Here is a 17908-nt window from a genome sequence, read left to right on the forward strand (position 1 = left end):
GAACCGGAGCCCGTCGTTGCTCCCAGAGGGATCTCAGTCGCGGCCGCAGCAGCACTTGCCGCCCTTCCATTTGGAGCATTTCTTCTGGCGGCAGCCCTTCTTCTTGGACTGGGACTGGGGACCGCGGGTGGTGATCGGAGCGGGGACGTCGGGGAGGCTGCCGAGGGAGGGGGCCATGGGGGCGAAGGGAAGGGAAAGGGAGGAGAAAGAGAAAGGGGGGCGTCAGGCCGCCAGGGGAGCGCCGTCCACCAGGGCCGGTGCCAGGCGCAGACCGGTCTCGCCGCTGGGGGCCTCGAGCAGGTCGGCGGCCCGGATGCGGGAGATCAGCCGGGTGGTGGTGACGCGGGTGGTGCCGATCAGCTCGCCGATGCGCTCATGGGTGAGGCGGAAGGGGAGATCGCACCAGGGGCCGCAGCGGCGCCCCAGCCGGCGCACCAGCAGGGAGAGCAGGGCATGGAGCCGCTGCTCGGCGCTGCCGAGGTGGCGGATGCGCAGCAGCTGCAGGGTCCACTCGTTGACCGGATCGAAGCCATGGCCTTCGAGGGGCTCGGCATCGCTGCGGAAGCAGAGGGGGGTGAGGGCCTCGACGCAGACGCCCTCGCTGCAGAGGCGGTCGGTGCGGAGCTGGTCGCCGGACTGGAGGAAGGCCAGGGTCATGCCCTCGGTCTCCTCACAGGGGCAGTAGACGCGGGCGATGCCGTCGAGGACCTCAAGACAGGAACCGCCGGGACGGGGGGTGGGGTCAAGCAGGACCGTCTGGCCGGCGGGCATGCGCACGGCACTGGCGGGGTCGTCGGGGAGGAAGCGGTAACGCATCGGGCGAAGGGAGAGGCCTTATTGCGAACGGCTCTCAACCTAGAGGACCCACCGTCACTTTTGCAAGCGATTCTCAATAGCAGCTGGTGATTGCGAAGCGGGGCGGGTTCCAGGCACCCCCGCCCGTCGCCATCGATGCCCGGGGCAGTGCCCGAAACGGCGGCTGCCGCGCCGAGGGTCTGCAGCCTGGAGGGATCCCTTCGCTTCAGCCCCCATGCTCCGCATCCGTGGCGACCGCTCCAGCCTGCTGGCGGCCCTGGCGGCCCACTGGGCCGATCAGCAGCTGCAACTGCCGCTGCTCGGCTCCGGCGCCCCCCTCAGCCCTGCTCCTCAGCCGCGCAGGCCGGACAGAGGGCCCGCACGTTGAGGACGCACTCCAGCAGCCGGAAGCCAAAGGCCCCGGCCGCCGCCTCGCCGGCGGCTAGCACGGCTCCGCTCTCGAACTCCTCGGTGCGGCCGCAGCGGACACAGACCAGATGGTGATGGTCGCGGTGGGCGTCGCCGGCCAGCTCGAAGCGGCGCCCCCCCTCCGGCAGCTCCAGCTCCTGCAGCAGCCCCATCGAACTCAGCAGCCGCAGGGTGCGGTAGACGGTGGCCAGCGACACCCGCTCCTGGCTGCGCACCAGGCGCAGATGCACCTCCTCAGCGCTCAGGTGGCTGCCCTCGCCGATCCGCTCGAACAGATCCAGCACCCGCTGACGCTGGGGCGTGAGCCGCTGGCCCCGGTCGTTCAGGGTGGTGCGCAGGCTGCGGGGCTGGGCCAGACCGGTGGGGGGAGTGTTCACCACGCGATCCCAGACCCTCGCAACACTAGGGCCTATTGAGAAGGGCTGTCTGGCGTCGGTGTGCTGGCCGACGTCGCCCCCCTGGCCGAGGCCCCCCGGGCCAGGCTGCCGTCCAGGCTGACCAGGGCAGCCCCCAGCAGATCGGTGAGCGTGACGATCAGGCGGTAGCTGAGGGCCACCGCCAGCAGCGGCGCCTCCGGCAGGGCCACCCCCATCCGCAGCAGCAGCACCGCCTCGAACACCCCCAGGCCCCCCGGCGCCCCCGGCACCACCAGGCCGGCGGTCCAGGCCAGGGCGAATCCCGCCAGCCAGACGCCGGCATCGCTGGCCAGCGGCAGGTCGAAGGCCTGGATGCAGCAGCAGAAGCCGGCGAAGCGCAGCAGCACGAAGGCCATCTCCGCCAGCAGCGGCGGCCAGGGATAGCCCCGCAGCCAGGTGGACCGCTCCGGCGGCGACTCCTGCCTGAGTTCCTCCTCCAGGCCCAGGTCCCGGGCCCGGCGCCGCTCCAGCCGCACCAGGAGGGGATCGAGCCAGCGGGGCAGCAGCAGGGCCAGGGGCAGCAGGCACACCAGGCCCAGCCCGCCCTGAAAGCCGCCGAGGGGCACCAGTGCCAGCGCCGCCACCGCCGCCACCAGGGGATCGAGCAGCACCGCCACCAGGGCCATGGTGGTGCTGAGCGGGGCGGCCAAGGGGGCGCCCTCGCTGCGCAGCCGCTGCACCCGCGAAGCCAGATGCCAGATCCCACCGGGCAGGAACTTGCGCAGGTTGGTGGCCACGTGCAGTTCCACCACCGCGGCCCAGTCGGGCCGCAGCCCCAGCCAGCGCAGCACCACGCCCCAGGCCACACCGTTGACCACCAGGCTCAGCAGGCTCACGCCGACCCCCAGCAGCAGCCATAGCCAGCCCTGGCCATCGAGCCGCAGCTGCACCAGCTGGCGACCGTGGCTGAGCAGGGCGGCCATCACGAAACCGATGCTGCCCAGGGTGATCCAGGGGCGCAGGCCGCCGGGCAAGGCCGGCCAGTTGGCGGGCGAGGGCAGCCGGCGCCGCAGGGCGGCGAGGCCGAGCCCCACGCGCTGGCACAGGAGCAGGAGCTGGCGGGACCAGGCGCTCATGGGGCTCCCCCGTCGGCGGCCAGGGCGCGGCGCACCTCGTCGCGCACCTCCTCGATCGAGCGTCCCAGGTGCGCGGCCAGCGCCACGAGGTCGGCGTGCTCCGCCTTGGCCCGCCGGCGGCCGTCCGGGAGGGTGGCCCACTTGATCCGCACCGGCCCCAGCCGGGTGGCCAGCGTCTCGCTCTGCCGCGGCAGGATCCAGCGGTCCTGCCGCTGCTCCCGCACCCCCAGGGTCGTGCCGTGGCGCCACCACACCCGGCGCAGCCGGGGCCCCAGCTCCGGGGGCATCAGGGCCGTCATCAGGGTGCCGGTGCGGCCCTTCTTCATCGCCACCGGCTGGCTGAACACCTCCAAGGCCCCCTCGAGGCGCAGGGCCTCGGCCAGGTAGGCCAGGTCCTCGGCCGTGGCGTCGTCGATCTGGGCCTGCTGCTGCAGCAGGGCTTCGCGGACCTCGCCCCCCTCGCTGCCCCCCTGGATGGCCCCCTCCGCACCCGCCTCCCCCAGGGGCCGGGCCAGCGTGAGGCGGAGCAGGTTGGCCCGATCCAGCTGGCGGCTGCCCAGACCCACCCCCACCCGCAACGGCAGGGCCGCGGGGGAGGGGCCGAAACGGTCGGCCCAGCAGGCCACCAGGGCCATCCCGGTGGGGGTGGTGAGCTCGCCGGCGGGGAAGCCCTCGCTGGAGGCCAGCGGCAGCCCCCGGGAGCGGGCGATCTCCAGCACCGCCGGGGCGGGCAGGGGCAGGGCCCCGTGGGCGGTGACGACGCGGCCATGGCCCGCCGGCGGCACGCCGCAGACGAGCTGGTCCACCTCCAGATGGAGCAGGCCGGCGCAGACACCGACGATGTCCACCAGGGCATCGATCGCCCCCACCTCATGGAACGCCACGGCCTCGGCGGCATGGCCGTGGACCGCCGCCTCCGCCTCCGCCAGCAGGCCGAACACCGCCAGCACCTTCTGCTGCAGCGCCGGTTCCAGGGGGGCGGCCTGGAGCTGGCCACGCAACGCCCCCCAGGGGCGATGGTGCGGCTGGGGCTCGGTGGCCTCCACCTCCAGATGCAGTCCCCGCAGCCCGGCGCTGCGGCGCTCCTCGATCCGCAGCCGGTAGCGGCCCTCCAACCCCAGGGCGGCCAGGGGAGCCGTGATGATCTCCTCGGGCACCCCGAGGTCCAGGAGGGCCGCCAGCAACATGTTGCCGGCCAGGCCGGTGGGGCAATCCAGCAGGGCCAGGGTCATGAAGGGGACCGGCGTCCGAACCGGGGGGCCGCCGCCAGCAGCCGATCGGCCTCGGCCTCGATCTCGGCGCGGCGCTCCCGCAGGGCCTGCTCCACCTCGCGCCGGGCCCGGCGCTGCTCCAACCGGGCCATCTCGACGTCGAAGCCGGAGAGGCCCCAGAGCCGGCCCAGCAGGGCCCGGTCGTCGTCGCCGCCGACGCTGTCGCCGTAGACCAGGGTCTCGGCCACCATGCCGGCCTGCAGCACCCGGCTCCAGCGGCGCAGGTCCTCGGCGGAGAGCTTCACGCTCTCGGGCAGGGCGAATTCGGTGCAGCCGCCGCTGTCGACGCCGGCCCGCAGACAGGCCAGGCTGCCCACCAGCACCCGCCGCACCGCCAGGCCGTCGCTGTCCGCCGCCAGGGCGTGGCCGGCCTCATGCACGGCGATGCGGCGCAGGCGCCCCTGGCCTCCCGGCAGGGCTTCGGCCAGCAGATGGCCGCCCCGTCCACCGAAGCGGGCCGCGTCCACGGTGAGGGAGCCCAGGCCCAGGACCACCAGCAGGCTGATCCACCAGGGGGAGAGTCCGACGAGGGGGCCGGCCACGGCGGCCAGACTCACCAGCAGCACCACGACCCCGGCCGTGAAGGCACCGCTGGTCATCTCAGCGGCCCTGTCGGGTCACGGCCCGCCCATGGCCCTTCGGTTTGGCCGGGCCGCCCTTGTCCGCCCCGGGGCGGCGGGCCCGGCCGCCGCGGTTGCCCCGCTGGGCCACCGGGCCGATCACCTCGAAGCGCTCGACGGCGAGCTGCTGGCCCTGGCGGCGCAGATCGAGGGCGACGAAATGGCGCAGGTGCTCCAGGGGAATCTCCCCCCGCAGCTGGAGCTTGAACGGCACCGGACGGTTGCCGTCGGGGCGGGGCTGCTGGCGCACCTTGATCACCAGATCCCCGGTCTCGGGGCGGGTGAAGATCAGCTCGCCGCGGATGGAGAAATAGTCGTCGCCCTCGGGGAGCTGGTCGGCGTCAGAAGGCCCCTCGGCGGTGGCAGGGGTCGCCTCGGCTTCGGGCCCATCGGCCTGGGGCGCATCGACGTCACTCGCGGCGGCGGCGCTCGCCGCGGCGTCAGGCCCTGGCGCCGAGAGGGTGCTGGGTTCCCACACCCCCACCATCTGCAGGTGGAGCTGGTTCTCCTCCCGGGAGCGGGGGTAGACGACCCACAGATGGGGGGTCTCCAGGTCGAGGTGGCGGCGCATCAGGGTGAGCAGGCGGCCGAGCACCACCGCTTCGATCTCGGTGCCTTCGGCCGTGCGGATCACCCCCCGGGTGAGCTGGGCCGGATCGGCCGGCACGTAGGACCCGCGCACCACTCCGATGGCCCGGTACTGGAGCGGCTCGGTGACCGGGGAAATGGGATGCTGGCGCATGGTGGAAGGAAAAACCCCGTGGCGGTACCTGGACTGGCCCGGGTCAATGTAAGCAGCAGCGGAAGCGCGATGCCCAGGCCAGACTCGGTCGCGACCCCGAGCCAACACCGTCAACGGATGCCCTCCCCGAACCGAAGCCTGAGCGGCCTCTGGTCGCTGCTGGCCGTCAGCCTGGTCGGGATCCTGGCCCTCGGGGGGGGCTGGTGGCTGGGGCATCGCCAGTCGGCGACGCAGGCCAGCGCCGACCCGAAGCGGACCCTGCTGACCAAGGAGGCCACCCGCCTGCGGCTGCGGCTCGATGCCGATGAGGCCACCCCGGCCGACCGTCAGCGGCTGCTGGAACTGCTGGTCGCCCTGGACCGCAAGGGGGAGGCCATCGGCCTGCTGGAGCCCATGGCCGACCGGGAGCCCGAGCGCTGGTCCCTGCGGCTGATGCTGGCCGAGCTGCGTCGGGACCAGGGCGACCGCAGCGGCGCCGAACGGGAGCTGCGCCAGATCCTCAACCTGCGCCCCACCCAGGTGGAGGCCCTGCAGCTGCTCAGCCTGCTGAACCTGGAACAGGGTCGCGGCGCCGCCGCCGAGGCCCGCGTCAAGGCGGCCTACGGGATGGCGATCAGACCCGACGTGAGGCCGGAGGCCCTCGGCATCGGCCTGCTGCTGGCGGAACTGCAGCTCAAGCGTAATCAGGCGGCAACGGCGGCGGCCACCTATCTGCAGCTGGCCAACCTGTTCCCCCAGGACCAGCGCCCCCTGCTGGGTCTGGCGATGCTGCGCCACGAACAGGGGGATACCAAGGGGGCCCAGGAGGCCCTGGCCCAGGCACGGCTGCGCAGCCCGGATCCCGACAAGCCGGATCCGAGGCTGGACAAACTGGCGGCCAGCTGGGGCCTGGAGCCGCTCAGATCCCCTTCAGCTGCCCGGCCGACCCCGCCGGTGCCGGCTTCGGCGCCTGGGCGTCGAACTCCCTGAGGGCCTGATCGATGGCGGAGCTGGGGGGTGTGGCGTCCTCGAGGGCGGTGCTGCGCTTCAGCTTGTTCATCAGGTCGAGGGGATTGGTGCTGTCGAGGATCGATCCGCTGCCGGACCCCGACTTGCTCGGCCCGTAGTCGTAGAGCTGGCGCTCCTGGATGCTGGTGCCCAGGGTCTGGCCGTAGCCGGCCTGCTGGGCGCGGGCCTCTCCGACCATCAGCAGGGCGAGGGCCCCGGCGCCGACGGCACACACACGTTGGGAGAACGAAGGGGTCATGGCTCCTGCCGGCGGAGGGTCAAAGCACCGAGGCCTCCATGATAAGGGCCCCAACCGGTTCCCCGTCCCGTCGCCATGGCCCTGCGGATCGCCACCTGGAACGTCAACTCGGTGCGCACCCGGCTCGATCAGGTCTGCGCCTGGCTCCAGGCCGAGGCCCCCGACGTGCTCTGCCTGCAGGAGACCAAGGTGGCCGATGACCTGTTTCCCCACACCGCCTTCGAGGCCCTGGGCTACCGGGCGGTGATCAGCGGTCAGAAGGCCTACAACGGTGTGGCGATCCTCAGCCGGCAGCCGATCGAGGATGTGCGGGTGGGCTTCGCCGCGCTCCTCCCGGACGATCCGGCGGCCTTGGAGCTCGGCGAGCAGAAACGGGTGATCAGCGCCTGGATCGAGGGGGTGCGGGTGCTGAACCTCTACGTGCCCAACGGCTCGGCCCTGACCTCTCAGAAGTACCCCTACAAGTTGGAATGGCTGGCCTGCCTGCGGCGCTACCTGGAGGCCCAGGACGCTCAGGGGGAACCCCTGGCCATGGTGGGGGACTTCAACATCGCCCTGGAGGCCCGTGACATCCACGACCCGGAGCGCCTCAGCGGCGGGATCATGGCCAGCGATGCGGAGCGCCAGGCCCTGAGGGACGCCCTGGGGGACCGGCTGGAGGACGTGTTCCGTGTCTTCGAACCGGATGCCGGGCACTGGAGCTGGTGGGACTACCGCACCGGCGCCTGGGACCGGGACACGGGCTGGCGCATCGACCACATCTATCTATCCGAGGAGCTGCTGGCCTGCGCCACGGCCTGCGTGATCCACCGGGACCAGCGGGGCAACGAGCAGCCCAGCGACCACGCGCCGGTGACGGTGCGCCTGGCCTGGCCGCCCGACCCGGCGGAGGACGGGGACGGCGAGGGGGACGACGCCGGGGGGTGGTGAAGGGAGCTGGTGGGGGGGCTCTGGCCCTCAGTCCAGAAACGCCGCCAGCTCCAGGTCCGGGCGCCGCACCAGGGCGAACAGGGTGCCGTTCTGGCCGCGGCTCACCCGCAGCTCGTCATCCAGCACGGTGACATCGAGCCAGGCGGCAAAACTCTGCCGCACCTGCCGGAACAGCTCCAGCCGCTGATCGCCGAACCGGGGCCCCCGCCAGCCGCCGCGCTCGAAGCGCACCGACACCCGCTGGTGGGGGACCTCGGAGGCCACGGCAATGCTGGCCTGCACGGCGATCCCCGCCAGGGGCCCCAGGGGCCCGGCCGGCCGCAGCAGGTTGAGGGCACGGCCGCCGGCCGGATCGAGCAGCTGGAGATTCTCCAGCCAGGGCCTGACCGCCAGATAGGGCTGGGAACTGCTGCTCCAGCGCAGCTCCCAGACGCCCGCCAGCTGGGCGGCCTGGGACCTGAGATCGGCGGGCTGCAGGAGCTCCAGCCGCCCGATCAGGGCCTCGATGCGCCGGGCGGCGCTGGGGGCAGCGCCGGGGGATCCGGCCCGCAGCAACCCCAGCAGTTCCTGGCGGCAGGCCGGGGCCTCGCCGGCGGCAGCGGTCGGGCCATCGGGGGTGGCAGGGGGAGCCTGGGTCACTGCTCTCACCCGCGGCACGGGGCGCATCAGGATTCATGCTGCCAGGCGTCGACGGCCATCGGATACCGTGTCGCCCGGCCCGCTCGCCGAACCGACCCCACCGCTGACCCCGTGACGCTGACCACCGTCGATGTGACCCTGGTCGGGGCGGGGATCATGGGCGCCACCCTCGGCACCCTGCTGCGGCAGCTGCAGCCTGACCTGCGCCTGCTGCTCGTCGAGGGCCTCCCCCGGGAGGCCCAGGAGAGTTCCAGCGCCTGGAACAACGCCGGCACCGGCCACGCCGGGAACTGCGAGCTCAACTACACGCCGATGGCGGCGGACGGCTCGATCAGCCTGGCCAAGGCACTCGACATCAACGAAGCCTTCGATCTCTCGCGTCAGTTCTGGACCCATCTGGTGCGGGACGGGGCCCTGGGCTCCCCCGGGGCCTTCATCCAGGGTGTCCCCCACATGAGCTTCGTGCTGGGGGAGGAGCGGCGGGCCTACCTGCGGGAGCGCCACCGGCGGATGGCGGCCCACCACTGCTACGCGGGGATGGCCTACAGCGAAGACCATGCCCAGGTGGCGGAGTGGGCACCGCTGCTGATCGAAGGACGGGATCCGGCCCAGGCGATCGGCGCCACCCACATCGCCGCCGGCACCGACGTGAACTTCGGAGCCCTCACCAGCCAGCTGCTGGATCACCTGCGGGCCAGCGGGGCCTTTGAGGCGCGGTTCTCCACGGCGGTGCAGTCGCTGCGGCGGCGGCCGGAGGGTGGCTGGCGCCTGGAGACCCGCGACCGGACCACCGGGGAGACCCGGCTGATCGATACGGGCACCGTGTTTCTGGGGGCCGGCGGCGGCGCCCTCACCCTGCTGCAGAAATCGGGGATCCCGGAAGGGCGCGGCTACGGCGGCTTTCCCGTCAGCGGCCTGTGGCTGCGCTGCGGCGACCCCGCCCTGGCCAGCCGCCACCACGCCAAGGTCTACGGGATGGCCGCCGCCGGCTCACCGCCGATGTCGGTGCCCCACCTCGACACGCGTCTTGTCGACGGCCGTCAGTGGATCCTGTTCGGGCCCTACGCGGGCTTCTCCAGCAAGTTCCTCAAGAGCGGCTCCCTCTGCGACTGGCCCCGCTCCCTGCGGGCCGGCAATCTCCTGCCGCTGCTGGCGGTGGCGCGGGACAACCTGCCCCTGACCGAATACCTGATCGGCCAGGTGTTCGCCAGCGCCGAGGAGCGCTTCGCCGCCCTGCGCGACTTCTATCCCGACGCCCGCCCCTCCGACTGGACCCTGGCGGTGGCCGGCCAGCGGGTGCAGATCATCAAGGCCGATGCCAGACGCGGCGGGGTGCTTCAGTTCGGCACCGAGGTGGTGCATGCCGCCGACACCTCCCTGGTGGCCGTGCTGGGGGCCTCCCCCGGCGCTTCGGCCGCGGTGGCGATCTGCCTCGAGATCCTCCACTCCTGCTTCCGCGAGACGCTGCCCGACGGCTGGCAGGCCACCCTGAAGCGGATGCTGCCCTCCTACGGCGCCTCGATCCGCGACGATGCCGACCTCTGCCGGCGGATCCGCAGCGAGAGCGCCGAGGTGCTGGGGCTGGCGGCGCCGGCCAGCTGAGCCGTGCCCCCAGGTTGTACAGGCCTGCAGCTCGGTGGGCCGCTGTTGGGCGGTGCGGCCATCCAGGCTGGGAGCCGGGCTTGGCCTGAGGGGGTTCAGAAACTGAGCTTCAGGCCCCCGCCGTAGCTGAGCTGGGAGCCGGTGGAGAAGATCTCGTAGCCCACGCTGGCGTAGAGCGAGGCGTTCTTTGCCACCTTCAGATCAACCCCCGCATCGACCGTGACGGTGTTGGTGCCACGGTTCTCCCCTTGCGTCGGAAAGGAGCCAGCCGCCGGTGCCCCCGTGAAGGAGGCCGTCACTGACGTGTTGCTCCTGTTGGCAGCCAGGACATCCACCTGGTAAGCCACGGCCAGCCGTGGGGTGAGGGCCACCGTGTCCGCCCTGTTCAGGGACATCGGAGCCGTGGTCAACTCCGCCCCGATGGTTCCCAACAGGCTGTCGGAGGTATGACCCTGGACGTTCATGGTCAGGACACCACGGTCCGATTCCTGGAAGCCGCCCTGCTGATAACGGCCCCAGGCCACACCGAGCAGGGGCTTGAGGACGATGGCCGTCCTTGCCTTGGGCCCGGTGAGCGGAATCTGCACATCGGCGTTCAGGGCCAGGGTGAGGCCATTGGCGCTGGGGTTGGCGGCGATGGGTGATCCGGAGCCGATGAAGGAGAGACGGCGGCTGCCGTCGAGTTGGAAACCGCTGTAGCCGAACAGGCCGCGCAGCGTCCAGGCCGGTGATGGCCTGTACACGCCATAAAGGCTGCCGCTGTTGACCTTCGATGACACCGACCCGTTGGACCGGGCCATGGCGCTGAGGTTGGAGGTGCCATAGCCGTAGGCGGCCCCCAGGGTGAAGCGGTCGTTCGGCTGGTATTCGATGCCGTAGGCGCTGGAGAAGATTCCGGCGTCATAGGAGTCGAGTCCGTCCTGGCCCCGGACGGAGCTGGTGGCGTTGGCCCCCAGGGCAAAGATGCAGAAGGGGTGTCGGCCCTGCCTGTTCGCGCTGCTGCCGGAGGTGTTCACCACCCAGCCCGTGGTGCGGCAATGGCCGGCCTGGGCCAGCAGCAGCTCGCGCTGACGCTTGAGCGTGTTGAGACCCACGCTCTGGAAGGCGGCATAGGGCTCCGGGGAGAGGGACGACACGGCCGCGGTGAGCTGGTTGCCGGTGGGGAGCGTCAGCAGTTGGCTGGTGGCCAGCAGGAGATCGGGGGAGAGGCCCGCAGCGGCGGCCTGGCCGGTGCTGAAGCCGCTGGTGCCGATCGGAAGTCCGGTGTTGTTGGCGTTGCTGGCGCTGCTGATGGCCAGCGACTGGAAGACGCGGTCGAAGACCCCTGCGGCGGCCAGTTGGTTGGTCCGGCCCTGGCCAAGAAGCTGCAGAGCCGAGGCCGTGGCGCCGATCCCGTTGCGCGGTCGCCACTGGACATCAAAGGTGCGGGGGTTGCCATCGGCCTCCTGGATCAGGGTGGTGCCGTAGCGCAGCAGGGCGCTGGTGATGCCAAAGGTGTTCAGAGTCAGGCTGTTGAACGTGGCGAAGTTCGTGCTCGCTGGTGCCGAGAGGATCGTGTAATCCAGCGATGGCCAGGGCATGCCACCGCCATGGGGCACGAGATAGGCCGTTCCCGTGAAATGGGTGACCTGGCCGGTGACATTGATGCGGTCGCTCTGGGGGCCTTGAAGTTCGGCCACGATGGCGCCGCCGTTGAGGCTCAGACCGCTGGCCGTGAGTGTGCCGATGGAGTTGCCGGGCGAAAGGATGGCACCGGGAATGAGGTTGGTCTGGGGCAGAAAGCCATTGCCGCCCACCAGAGCACCGGATTGGATGGTCAGAGCCGAGGATGAGGCGATCGAGCCGTTGACATAGAGGTTGACGCCGGATTCGACCGTTGTTGGTCCTGTATAGGTGCTGCTTCCCCCAAGAGAAACGAAGCCCCCCTGGGATGAATTGGAAAAAACAAGATAACCCGGCCCACTGAAGACGCCGGTGAACAGTGACGGCATGCCATTGATGTCGATGGTGCCGCCGATCCCTGTGTTGAACGAACTGGCAAAGATGCCCGGCATGTCGACCACCATGGTGCCGCCGGCAAAGGTGGTGCTGTAGGGATTGCTGGCTGTGGCGGGTTTACCGGGAATGATGAAAGGAGGTGGAATCGGCGGAATGAAGGGTGGTGTGAACAGGAAATCGGATATCGTGATGGATGACAGTCCTGACACGCAGTCGATGCAGTCGACCTGAAAGCCGAAAATGTCATTGGCGAGAAAACTGTAGGAACCTGATCCAGACTGGCTCATCGGGCCAAAGGAATCGAAACCGGCGAAAGCCTCGAGAACCCCTTGATTAATGAAGCCCGGAGCGGAGAACAGGGGTCCAAAGGTATCTGTCGACGTGTAGCTCCACGCGAAGCTATAGGTACCTGCCTGGTTTGCTTGGATCGTATACTTTAAATTCTGGTAGCTCGGAGTATCAGGGCCGTAATAGACCCAGAACGGCCCTGTCAGTTGAATGGAGCCAGGTGCCTGCGAGGGGTCAACGAAACCATTCGCCGGCACCATCTGACCCAGTACAGGGTCAAAGTAGGTGGAGTTCGTCAGCGTCCATTGGGATGGGGCGTAAGGGCCGGCGAACTGGGCCTTCGCGGGCGTGCTGCAAACAGCCAATAACCAAGCCAGCGCGATCCAGACCGCATCCCGATGTCTTTGCATCTATCGATGACCCGATGGCTTCGCAATCAGGAGGCAGAAGCCGATTAACTCCTGTCTTCAGTCTTGTGTGCCGGCACAGTCGTTGGCCTCCACAAGCGATGCACATCTGCACACGTACTGCTGACTGATCTCCTTGAATTTGCGGTGTCGTTTCCAGACGCAACGGCATCAAACTCCCACCTGACCGCCCGTGGAACGTCCTGGCCCCGTCAGGCATCAGGACACGTCACCGGGTCCTTCTCGTGTCCACCAACGGGGCAGCCACCCTTGGGTGGAGGGACTGGCCATGGACGGCGGATGGGGTCTTGGGACGGGTGGTGAACGCCCGACCCAAGACCGCCGACCCAATCCGCCGCTGGGCGGCCTGGCGACACGAAACCGTCAGGGCCGGCGCGGCGGCAGCAACAGGCCGGCCCGCACGGACCACGGGGAGAGGGCGAACAGGCGCAGCATGGCCGCCAGGAGCTGCGGCACCGTCAGGGTGTTGGTCAGGAAGCCATACCACTGGGGGCCGCCCAGGGAGAAGAAGCTGGCGAAGAACTGGCGCAGCTCGGCTTCGGTGAAGCCCATCAGCTTGCCCAGCCCGAACTGGTAGAGGGCGTGCTTGCTGCGCAGCGCCGGGGGCCACAGGGCCTGCCAGCCCTCCCGGGCCAGCAGAGCCGAGGGGGCCGCGGGGTCGGCCATCGCCGCCGCCACCGCCGCCGCCACCGCCGGGGCCCGGCGCAGCAGGGCGCCCACCATGTAGCCCGAGGCCGGGTGCACCATCGACGCCGCCCCCCCGAAGCCCAGCACCGGCTGCTGCAGATCCGGCAGGGGCAGGTTCATCGGGAACAGGCAGAACTCCTCGTGCTCCACCGCCAGCACCTGCACGCCGCGGTGGGCCAGGCGCCGGTGCAGGCGCTCCCTGAGCACCTCGAAGGGGACCGGGGGGGCCAGGGCCAGGGAGGTCTCCTCGACGAAGAAGCGGCCCCCGCCCAGATCCATCGCATAGAGAAACGTGGGGGGGCCGGCCCGCTCCGCCTCCGAGAGGTGGTCGGCGCGGTAATCCATCAGCACGAACTGATCGGCCTGCACCGGCGGCGCCGAGAAGCGGCCGATGACGCCGTAGGCCGACTGGCCGGCCACCGGACCCCGGTCAGGCCGCCGCACCAGCACCGGCTGATGGCCGGTGGCATCCACCACCAGCCGCACCTGCAGCCGGCGCCCATCGGCAAGCTCCACGGCACTCAGCGGGCCGGAGGCCCCGCAGCCGCTGGCCAGCCCCTGGAGCAGCTCCACACCGCCGCGCCCGCAGGCCTCCAGCCAGTGCCGCTGCAGGGCCTCACGGTCGAACAGGCCGTAATCGCGGCCGTGGGCCGTGGGACGGTTGGCCGCCGATCCCAGGTCCGGATCACCGGCGCCGAAGTAGCTGACCGTGTCGCTCCAGCGGTGCTCCAGCAGGTGGCCCAGGCCCAGGGCGTCCACCTCGTCCCCCCAGATCCCGTAGGTGTTGGGCCACGGGGCGCGCGGATCGTGGGGCGCCAGCAGCGTCACGGAGAGCCCCTCCTCCGCCAGGGCCGCCGCGATGCAGAGGGCGGCGGGGCCGCCACCGAGCACCAGCACGTCCCTCGCCATCTCGCCGGTACGGTGAGGGCTCATCCTGCACCACAGCCATGCGCGGCTTCGCCCGCCGGCGGCTGGCGACGCTGGCCTGCCTGGGCCTGCTCCTGGTTCTGGCCCTGCTGGCGGGCCGCGGTTCTGCCGCGGCAACTGGGGCAGGGGGGCCTGCGCCGCTCCCCGGGGTGACGCCCCGCGAGGTCACCATCCGCGTCGCCATGGCGGTGGACAACGTCTACCGCTTCTCCTCGCGGGAGAAGACCTTCAGCGTCGAGGGGACGCTGCGGCTGTCGGCACCGGCGGCGGTGCTGGGGCCGTGGCTGGCGGCGGGGGTGGATCCCATCACCCTGGTGCGCTTCCAGAACCTGGTGGAGCCCTGGGACTCCCTGCTGGAGGCCAGCAGCGGCCCGCTGCGGCTGGGGGCGGACCTGGGCCGCGACTACCGCTTCAACGGCAACTTCTATTCCGACGAGATTGACTACCGGGGTTACCCGTTCGGCACCCTGCCCCTGCAGATCCGCCTGGTGGCCGACCCCAGCTTCCCCGCCACAGTCGCCGAACCGCCCAGGATCCGGCTGGAGCCCGACCGCGCCGGCTCCGGGGTCAGCCGTCGCAGCAACATGAACGGCTACCGGCTGCGCAGCTGGCGCCTGTTCCCCAGCCAGGGCGGAGTGGAGATGGAGCTGCTCTACGACCCGATCGGCTGGGCGGCGCTGGTCAAGTGGCTGCTGCCCCTGACGATCACCATGGTGGTGATGCTGCTCACCCCCAACCTGCGGGCCGGCTTCAGCTCCGAGCGGCTGGCGATCCCACCGGTGATCCTGCTGACGCTGGTGTTCATGCAGCAGGCCTACCGCGACTCCCTGCCCTCCCTGCCCTATCTCACCGTGCTGGATGGGCTCTACGCCTTCTCCTACCTGGTGACCCTGGTGTTCTTCTGCGAGTTCATCTGGTGCGCCAACCGGCTCGATCGCCTCACCAGCGAGGGCGCTGGCCCGCTGCACCCACGGCTCGAGCGCCGGATCGAACGGCTGGAGCTGGGGCTGCAGCTGGCCAGCCTGGCCGGCTACGGGATGCTGCTGCTCTGGGCCCTGGGCCAGCGCTGAGACGGCCTGAGGCATTCAGTCGTCAGGCATTCAGTCGTCGGTGGGCTCCTCGGTGGGCTCCTCGCCGGCCACCGCATCCGCCGTGGCTTCAGGACCCCTGTCCGGGTTGGCTTCGCTGGCCACCGGCGTGGCCTCCACCGCATCGGCCGGCTCCTCCTCCTCGGCGGCCGGCGGCACCAGGACCACCTCGGTGAGGCGATCACCGGCATCCAGCTTCTGCAGCCGCACGCCGGTGGCCGCCCGCGACTGCTGGGGAATGGCGTCGGCCTTCATGCGCACGATCACCCCCCGCTCGCTCACCAGCAGCAGCTCCTCGCCGGCCCCGAGCACCTTGAGGCCCACCAGCACATCGCCGTCACGGCGGAACTTGATCGCCCGCAGTCCCATGCCGGCGCGGCGCTGCAGTCGGAACTGATCCACCGGTACCCGTTTACCCAGGCCGCTGGCGCTGGCCACCAGCACCCAGGGGCCCTCACTGGGGGCGACCTCGTCCCCCTCATCCTCGTCGGCGCCGGCGTCAGCCGTGCTGGCGACACGGTCGGCCAGTTCCGCCGTGAGCACATCCATGCTCACCAGCTCATCGCCGGGTCGCAGGTTCATGGCCCGCACGCCGCGGGCACTGCGGCCCAGGGGGCGCAGTTCCTCGTCGCTGAGGCGGAAGTGGATCGTCATCCCCTTGAGGGAGCCGATCAGCACGCTGTCGCCGGGCAGGGCCAGCCGCACCCAGCGCAGGGCGTCGCCGTCCTCAAGGGAGATGGCGATCAGTCCGTTGGAGCGGATGTTGCTGAAGGCCGACAGACGGGTGCGCTTGATGTAGCCGCCGCTGGTGAGCATCACCAGCTGGACGTCGTCGTCGAAGGCGCTCACCGCCAGCAGGGAGGTGATGGCCTCTTCCCGCGGAATCGGCAGCAGCTGCACGATCGGCGTGCCCTTGGCGGAACGGCTGGAGATCGGCACCCGGTAGGCGGGAATGGAGTACACCACCCCCCGGTCACTGAACAGCAGCAGGGCGTCGTGGTCGTTGCAGCTGATGAACAGCTTCACCGCCTCCTCCCCCTGGCTGCGGGTGCCGGCCTTGCCGCGGGTGCCGCGGCTGGTGGCCTCGAACTCGCTCACCGGCATCCGCTTGAGGTAGCCGTTCTCGGTGAGCAGCACCACTGAGCGCTCATTGGCGATCAGGTCGATGTCTTCCAGGCCACCCTCGAGATCCAGGATCTCGGTGCGGCGGGGGGAGTCGTAACGGGTGCGGAGCACCTGGAGCTCCTCCCGGATCAGCCCGAGCACCCGCTCCTTGCGGCCGAGGATGTCCTTGTAGTCGGCGATCTTGGCGACGAGGTCGTCGTGCTCGAGGCGGATCTTGTCGGCCTCCAGGGCCGTGAGACGCCGCAGCTGCATCTGCAGGATGGCGTCCGCCTGGATCTCGCTGAGGCCGTGGCGCTCCTGCAGCTGGGCCCGGGCGGTGGCGGTGTCGGGGGCGGCCCGGATCAGGGCGATGATCGGATCGAGCTGGTCGAGGGCCAGCAGCAGACCCTGGAGGATGTGGTCGCGCTCCTCGGCCTTGCGCAGGAAATAGCGGGTGCGCCGCTCGATCGTCTCGATGCGGAACTCGAGGAACACCCGCAGCATCTTGCTGAGGGTCAGCAGCACCGGCTCCCCCTTCACCAGCGCCAGCATGTAGGCGCTGAAGTTGTTCTGCAGCGGCGTCAGCTTGAACAGGTTGTTCAGCACCACCTGGGGGTAGGCGTCACGGCGCAGCTCGATCACGATGCGCATGCCGTCGCGATCGCTTTCGTCGCGGATGTCGGCGATGCCCTCGAGCTTCTTGTCGTTGACCAGCTCGGCGATCCGCTCGATCAGGGAGGCCTTGTTGGTCTGGTAGGGGAGTTCGGTGATGATCACCGCGTCCCGATCGGGGCGGCCCTTGGCCTCCACCGTCTCGATCGAGGCCACGCCGCGCATGGTGATGGAACCGCGGCCGGTGGTGTAGGTCTCGCGGATGCCGCGGCGGCCGAGGATCTGGCCGCCGGTGGGGAAATCGGGCCCGGGGATGATGGCCATCAGGGCCCGGTCCTCGATCTCCGGATCGTCGATCAGGGCCAGCAGACCGTCGATCAGCTCGGTGAGGTTGTGGGGGGGGATGTTGGTCGCCATCCCCACGGCGATGCCGGAGGAGCCGTTGAGCAGCAGGTGCGGCACCCGGGCCGGCATCACGGTGGGTTCCTGCTGGGAGCCGTCGAAGTTGTCGATGTAGTCGACGGTCTCGGCTTCGATGTCCTCGAGCAGGCTGTCGGTGGTCAGGGCCTGCAGGCGCGATTCCGTGTACCGCATGGCGGCCGGCGGATCGTTGTCGACCGAGCCGAAGTTGCCGTGCCCATCGATCAGGGGCATCCGCATCGAGAAGTCCTGGGCCATGCGCACCAGGGCGTCGTAGACGGCCGTGTCGCCGTGGGGGTGGTACTTGCCGAGCACCTCCCCCACCACACGGGCACATTTCCGGTAGGGCCGATCGCTCGTGAGGCCGAGCTCGTACATCGCGTAGAGGATGCGCCGGTGCACCGGCTTGAGGCCGTCGCGGGCATCGGGCAGGGCCCGGCCCACGATCACGCTCATCGCATACTCCAGGTAGGAGCGCGACATCTCATTGCGCAGGTCGGTCTGGATGATCCGTCCGTCGGAGTCGCCGGGGGTGGATTCACCGGGTCCGGTTGGATCCGCCATGCAAGACCGTATGGGGCACAACCCAC

Annotated in this window: 16 protein-coding genes; 4 read left to right on the forward strand and 12 right to left on the reverse strand. The window is 70.5% G+C overall.

The window, feature by feature from the left end; genetic code table 11:
* Nucleotides 1-33 precede the first annotated feature (33 nt).
* From KBY81_RS06995 to KBY81_RS07025, 7 genes are all read right to left on the reverse strand, one after another.
* Nucleotides 34-177 (reverse strand): hypothetical protein, encoded by a 144-nt coding sequence (locus tag KBY81_RS06995; protein WP_181280135.1) that lies wholly within the window; start codon nucleotides 175-177, stop codon nucleotides 34-36.
* Nucleotides 178-222: 45 nt separating this feature from the next.
* Nucleotides 223-816 carry a Crp/Fnr family transcriptional regulator gene (locus KBY81_RS07000; protein WP_159819071.1) on the reverse strand — a complete coding sequence of 198 codons (594 nt, stop codon included), beginning with the start codon at nucleotides 814-816 and terminating at the stop codon, nucleotides 223-225.
* Between the two features lie 317 nt (nucleotides 817-1133).
* A complete protein-coding gene (locus KBY81_RS07005) occupies nucleotides 1134-1601 on the reverse strand; it encodes a Fur family transcriptional regulator (protein ID WP_106220513.1) in 468 nt (155 codons plus the stop codon).
* Between the two features lie 32 nt (nucleotides 1602-1633).
* On the reverse strand, nucleotides 1634-2716 hold the full coding sequence (locus tag KBY81_RS07010) for a lysylphosphatidylglycerol synthase domain-containing protein (RefSeq protein WP_254976058.1): 1083 nt from the start codon (nucleotides 2714-2716) through the stop codon (nucleotides 1634-1636).
* Nucleotides 2713-3948, reverse strand: a complete 1236-nt coding sequence (locus KBY81_RS07015; protein WP_254976059.1) for a LarC family nickel insertion protein — start codon at nucleotides 3946-3948, stop codon at nucleotides 2713-2715. Before KBY81_RS07015 ends, KBY81_RS07010 begins: the two co-directional genes overlap by 4 nt.
* Nucleotides 3945-4586 (reverse strand): hypothetical protein, encoded by a 642-nt coding sequence (locus KBY81_RS07020; RefSeq protein WP_254976060.1) that lies wholly within the window; start codon nucleotides 4584-4586, stop codon nucleotides 3945-3947. Before KBY81_RS07020 ends, KBY81_RS07015 begins: the two co-directional genes overlap by 4 nt.
* A 1-nt stretch (nucleotide 4587) precedes the next feature.
* Complete coding sequence (locus KBY81_RS07025; protein WP_254970561.1) at nucleotides 4588-5349, reverse strand: hypothetical protein; 762 nt, start codon at nucleotides 5347-5349, stop codon at nucleotides 4588-4590.
* A 117-nt stretch (nucleotides 5350-5466) separates the two neighbouring features.
* Between KBY81_RS07025 and KBY81_RS07030 the strand changes: the two genes are divergently transcribed.
* The gene (locus KBY81_RS07030) at nucleotides 5467-6318 is read left to right on the forward strand and encodes a lipopolysaccharide assembly protein LapB (RefSeq protein ID WP_159817523.1); all 852 of its coding nucleotides are present in this window, start codon (nucleotides 5467-5469) and stop codon (nucleotides 6316-6318) included.
* On the opposite strand, the gene KBY81_RS07035 is transcribed toward KBY81_RS07030, so the two are convergent.
* A complete protein-coding gene (locus KBY81_RS07035; protein WP_254976061.1) occupies nucleotides 6248-6595 on the reverse strand; it encodes a hypothetical protein in 348 nt (115 codons plus the stop codon). The two genes, KBY81_RS07030 and KBY81_RS07035, sit on opposite strands and share 71 nt — an antisense overlap.
* An 81-nt stretch (nucleotides 6596-6676) precedes the next feature.
* Here KBY81_RS07035 and xth point away from each other — a divergent pair, with 81 nt between their 5' ends.
* Nucleotides 6677-7525 (forward strand): exodeoxyribonuclease III, encoded by an 849-nt coding sequence (gene xth / locus KBY81_RS07040; protein ID WP_254976073.1) that lies wholly within the window; start codon nucleotides 6677-6679, stop codon nucleotides 7523-7525.
* A 27-nt stretch (nucleotides 7526-7552) separates the two neighbouring features.
* Here xth and KBY81_RS07045 read toward each other — a convergent pair whose 3' ends face one another.
* The gene (locus KBY81_RS07045) at nucleotides 7553-8191 is read right to left on the reverse strand and encodes a PAP/fibrillin family protein (protein ID WP_106220479.1); all 639 of its coding nucleotides are present in this window, start codon (nucleotides 8189-8191) and stop codon (nucleotides 7553-7555) included.
* A gap of 84 nt (nucleotides 8192-8275) precedes the next feature.
* Here KBY81_RS07045 and mqo point away from each other — a divergent pair, with 84 nt between their 5' ends.
* On the forward strand, nucleotides 8276-9766 hold the full coding sequence (mqo, locus tag KBY81_RS07050; protein ID WP_254976062.1) for a malate dehydrogenase (quinone): 1491 nt from the start codon (nucleotides 8276-8278) through the stop codon (nucleotides 9764-9766).
* Nucleotides 9767-9861: 95 nt separating this feature from the next.
* Here the strand turns inward: mqo and KBY81_RS07055 are convergent, their stop codons facing one another.
* A complete protein-coding gene (locus KBY81_RS07055) occupies nucleotides 9862-11973 on the reverse strand; it encodes an autotransporter outer membrane beta-barrel domain-containing protein (protein WP_254976063.1) in 2112 nt (703 codons plus the stop codon).
* A gap of 870 nt (nucleotides 11974-12843) precedes the next feature.
* Nucleotides 12844-14100 carry a lycopene beta cyclase gene (crtL, locus tag KBY81_RS07060; protein ID WP_254976064.1) on the reverse strand — a complete coding sequence of 419 codons (1257 nt, stop codon included), beginning with the start codon at nucleotides 14098-14100 and terminating at the stop codon, nucleotides 12844-12846.
* 14 nt (nucleotides 14101-14114) lie between these two features.
* Between crtL and KBY81_RS07065 the strand changes: the two genes are divergently transcribed.
* Complete coding sequence (locus KBY81_RS07065) at nucleotides 14115-15164, forward strand: hypothetical protein (protein ID WP_254976065.1); 1050 nt, start codon at nucleotides 14115-14117, stop codon at nucleotides 15162-15164.
* Nucleotides 15165-15194: 30 nt separating this feature from the next.
* Here KBY81_RS07065 and gyrA read toward each other — a convergent pair whose 3' ends face one another.
* Nucleotides 15195-17882 (reverse strand): DNA gyrase subunit A, encoded by a 2688-nt coding sequence (gene gyrA / locus KBY81_RS07070; RefSeq protein ID WP_254976066.1) that lies wholly within the window; start codon nucleotides 17880-17882, stop codon nucleotides 15195-15197.
* Nucleotides 17883-17908 lie beyond the last annotated feature (26 nt).

The sequence above is a fragment of the Cyanobium sp. Lug-B genome (assembly GCF_024345635.1).
In the GTDB taxonomy this organism is placed as follows: Bacteria; Cyanobacteriota; Cyanobacteriia; order PCC-6307; family Cyanobiaceae; genus Cyanobium; species Cyanobium minutissimum.

Coding starts and splice junctions, on each gene's coding strand:
- KBY81_RS06995 (WP_181280135.1), bottom strand. CDS start 177: ATGGCCCCCTCCCTCGGCAGCCTCCCCGACGTCCCCGCTCCGATCACC.
- KBY81_RS07000 (WP_159819071.1), bottom strand. CDS start 816: ATGCGTTACCGCTTCCTCCCCGACGACCCCGCCAGTGCCGTGCGCATG.
- KBY81_RS07010 (WP_254976058.1), bottom strand. CDS start 2,716: ATGAGCGCCTGGTCCCGCCAGCTCCTGCTCCTGTGCCAGCGCGTGGGG.
- KBY81_RS07015 (WP_254976059.1), bottom strand. CDS start 3,948: ATGACCCTGGCCCTGCTGGATTGCCCCACCGGCCTGGCCGGCAACATG.
- KBY81_RS07020 (WP_254976060.1), bottom strand. CDS start 4,586: ATGACCAGCGGTGCCTTCACGGCCGGGGTCGTGGTGCTGCTGGTGAGT.
- KBY81_RS07025 (WP_254970561.1), bottom strand. CDS start 5,349: ATGCGCCAGCATCCCATTTCCCCGGTCACCGAGCCGCTCCAGTACCGG.
- KBY81_RS07030 (WP_159817523.1), top strand. CDS start 5,467: ATGCCCTCCCCGAACCGAAGCCTGAGCGGCCTCTGGTCGCTGCTGGCC.
- KBY81_RS07035 (WP_254976061.1), bottom strand. CDS start 6,595: ATGACCCCTTCGTTCTCCCAACGTGTGTGTGCCGTCGGCGCCGGGGCC.
- KBY81_RS07045 (WP_106220479.1), bottom strand. CDS start 8,191: ATGCGCCCCGTGCCGCGGGTGAGAGCAGTGACCCAGGCTCCCCCTGCC.
- crtL (WP_254976064.1), bottom strand. CDS start 14,100: ATGAGCCCTCACCGTACCGGCGAGATGGCGAGGGACGTGCTGGTGCTC.
- KBY81_RS07065 (WP_254976065.1), top strand. CDS start 14,115: ATGCGCGGCTTCGCCCGCCGGCGGCTGGCGACGCTGGCCTGCCTGGGC.
- gyrA (WP_254976066.1), bottom strand. CDS start 17,882: ATGGCGGATCCAACCGGACCCGGTGAATCCACCCCCGGCGACTCCGAC.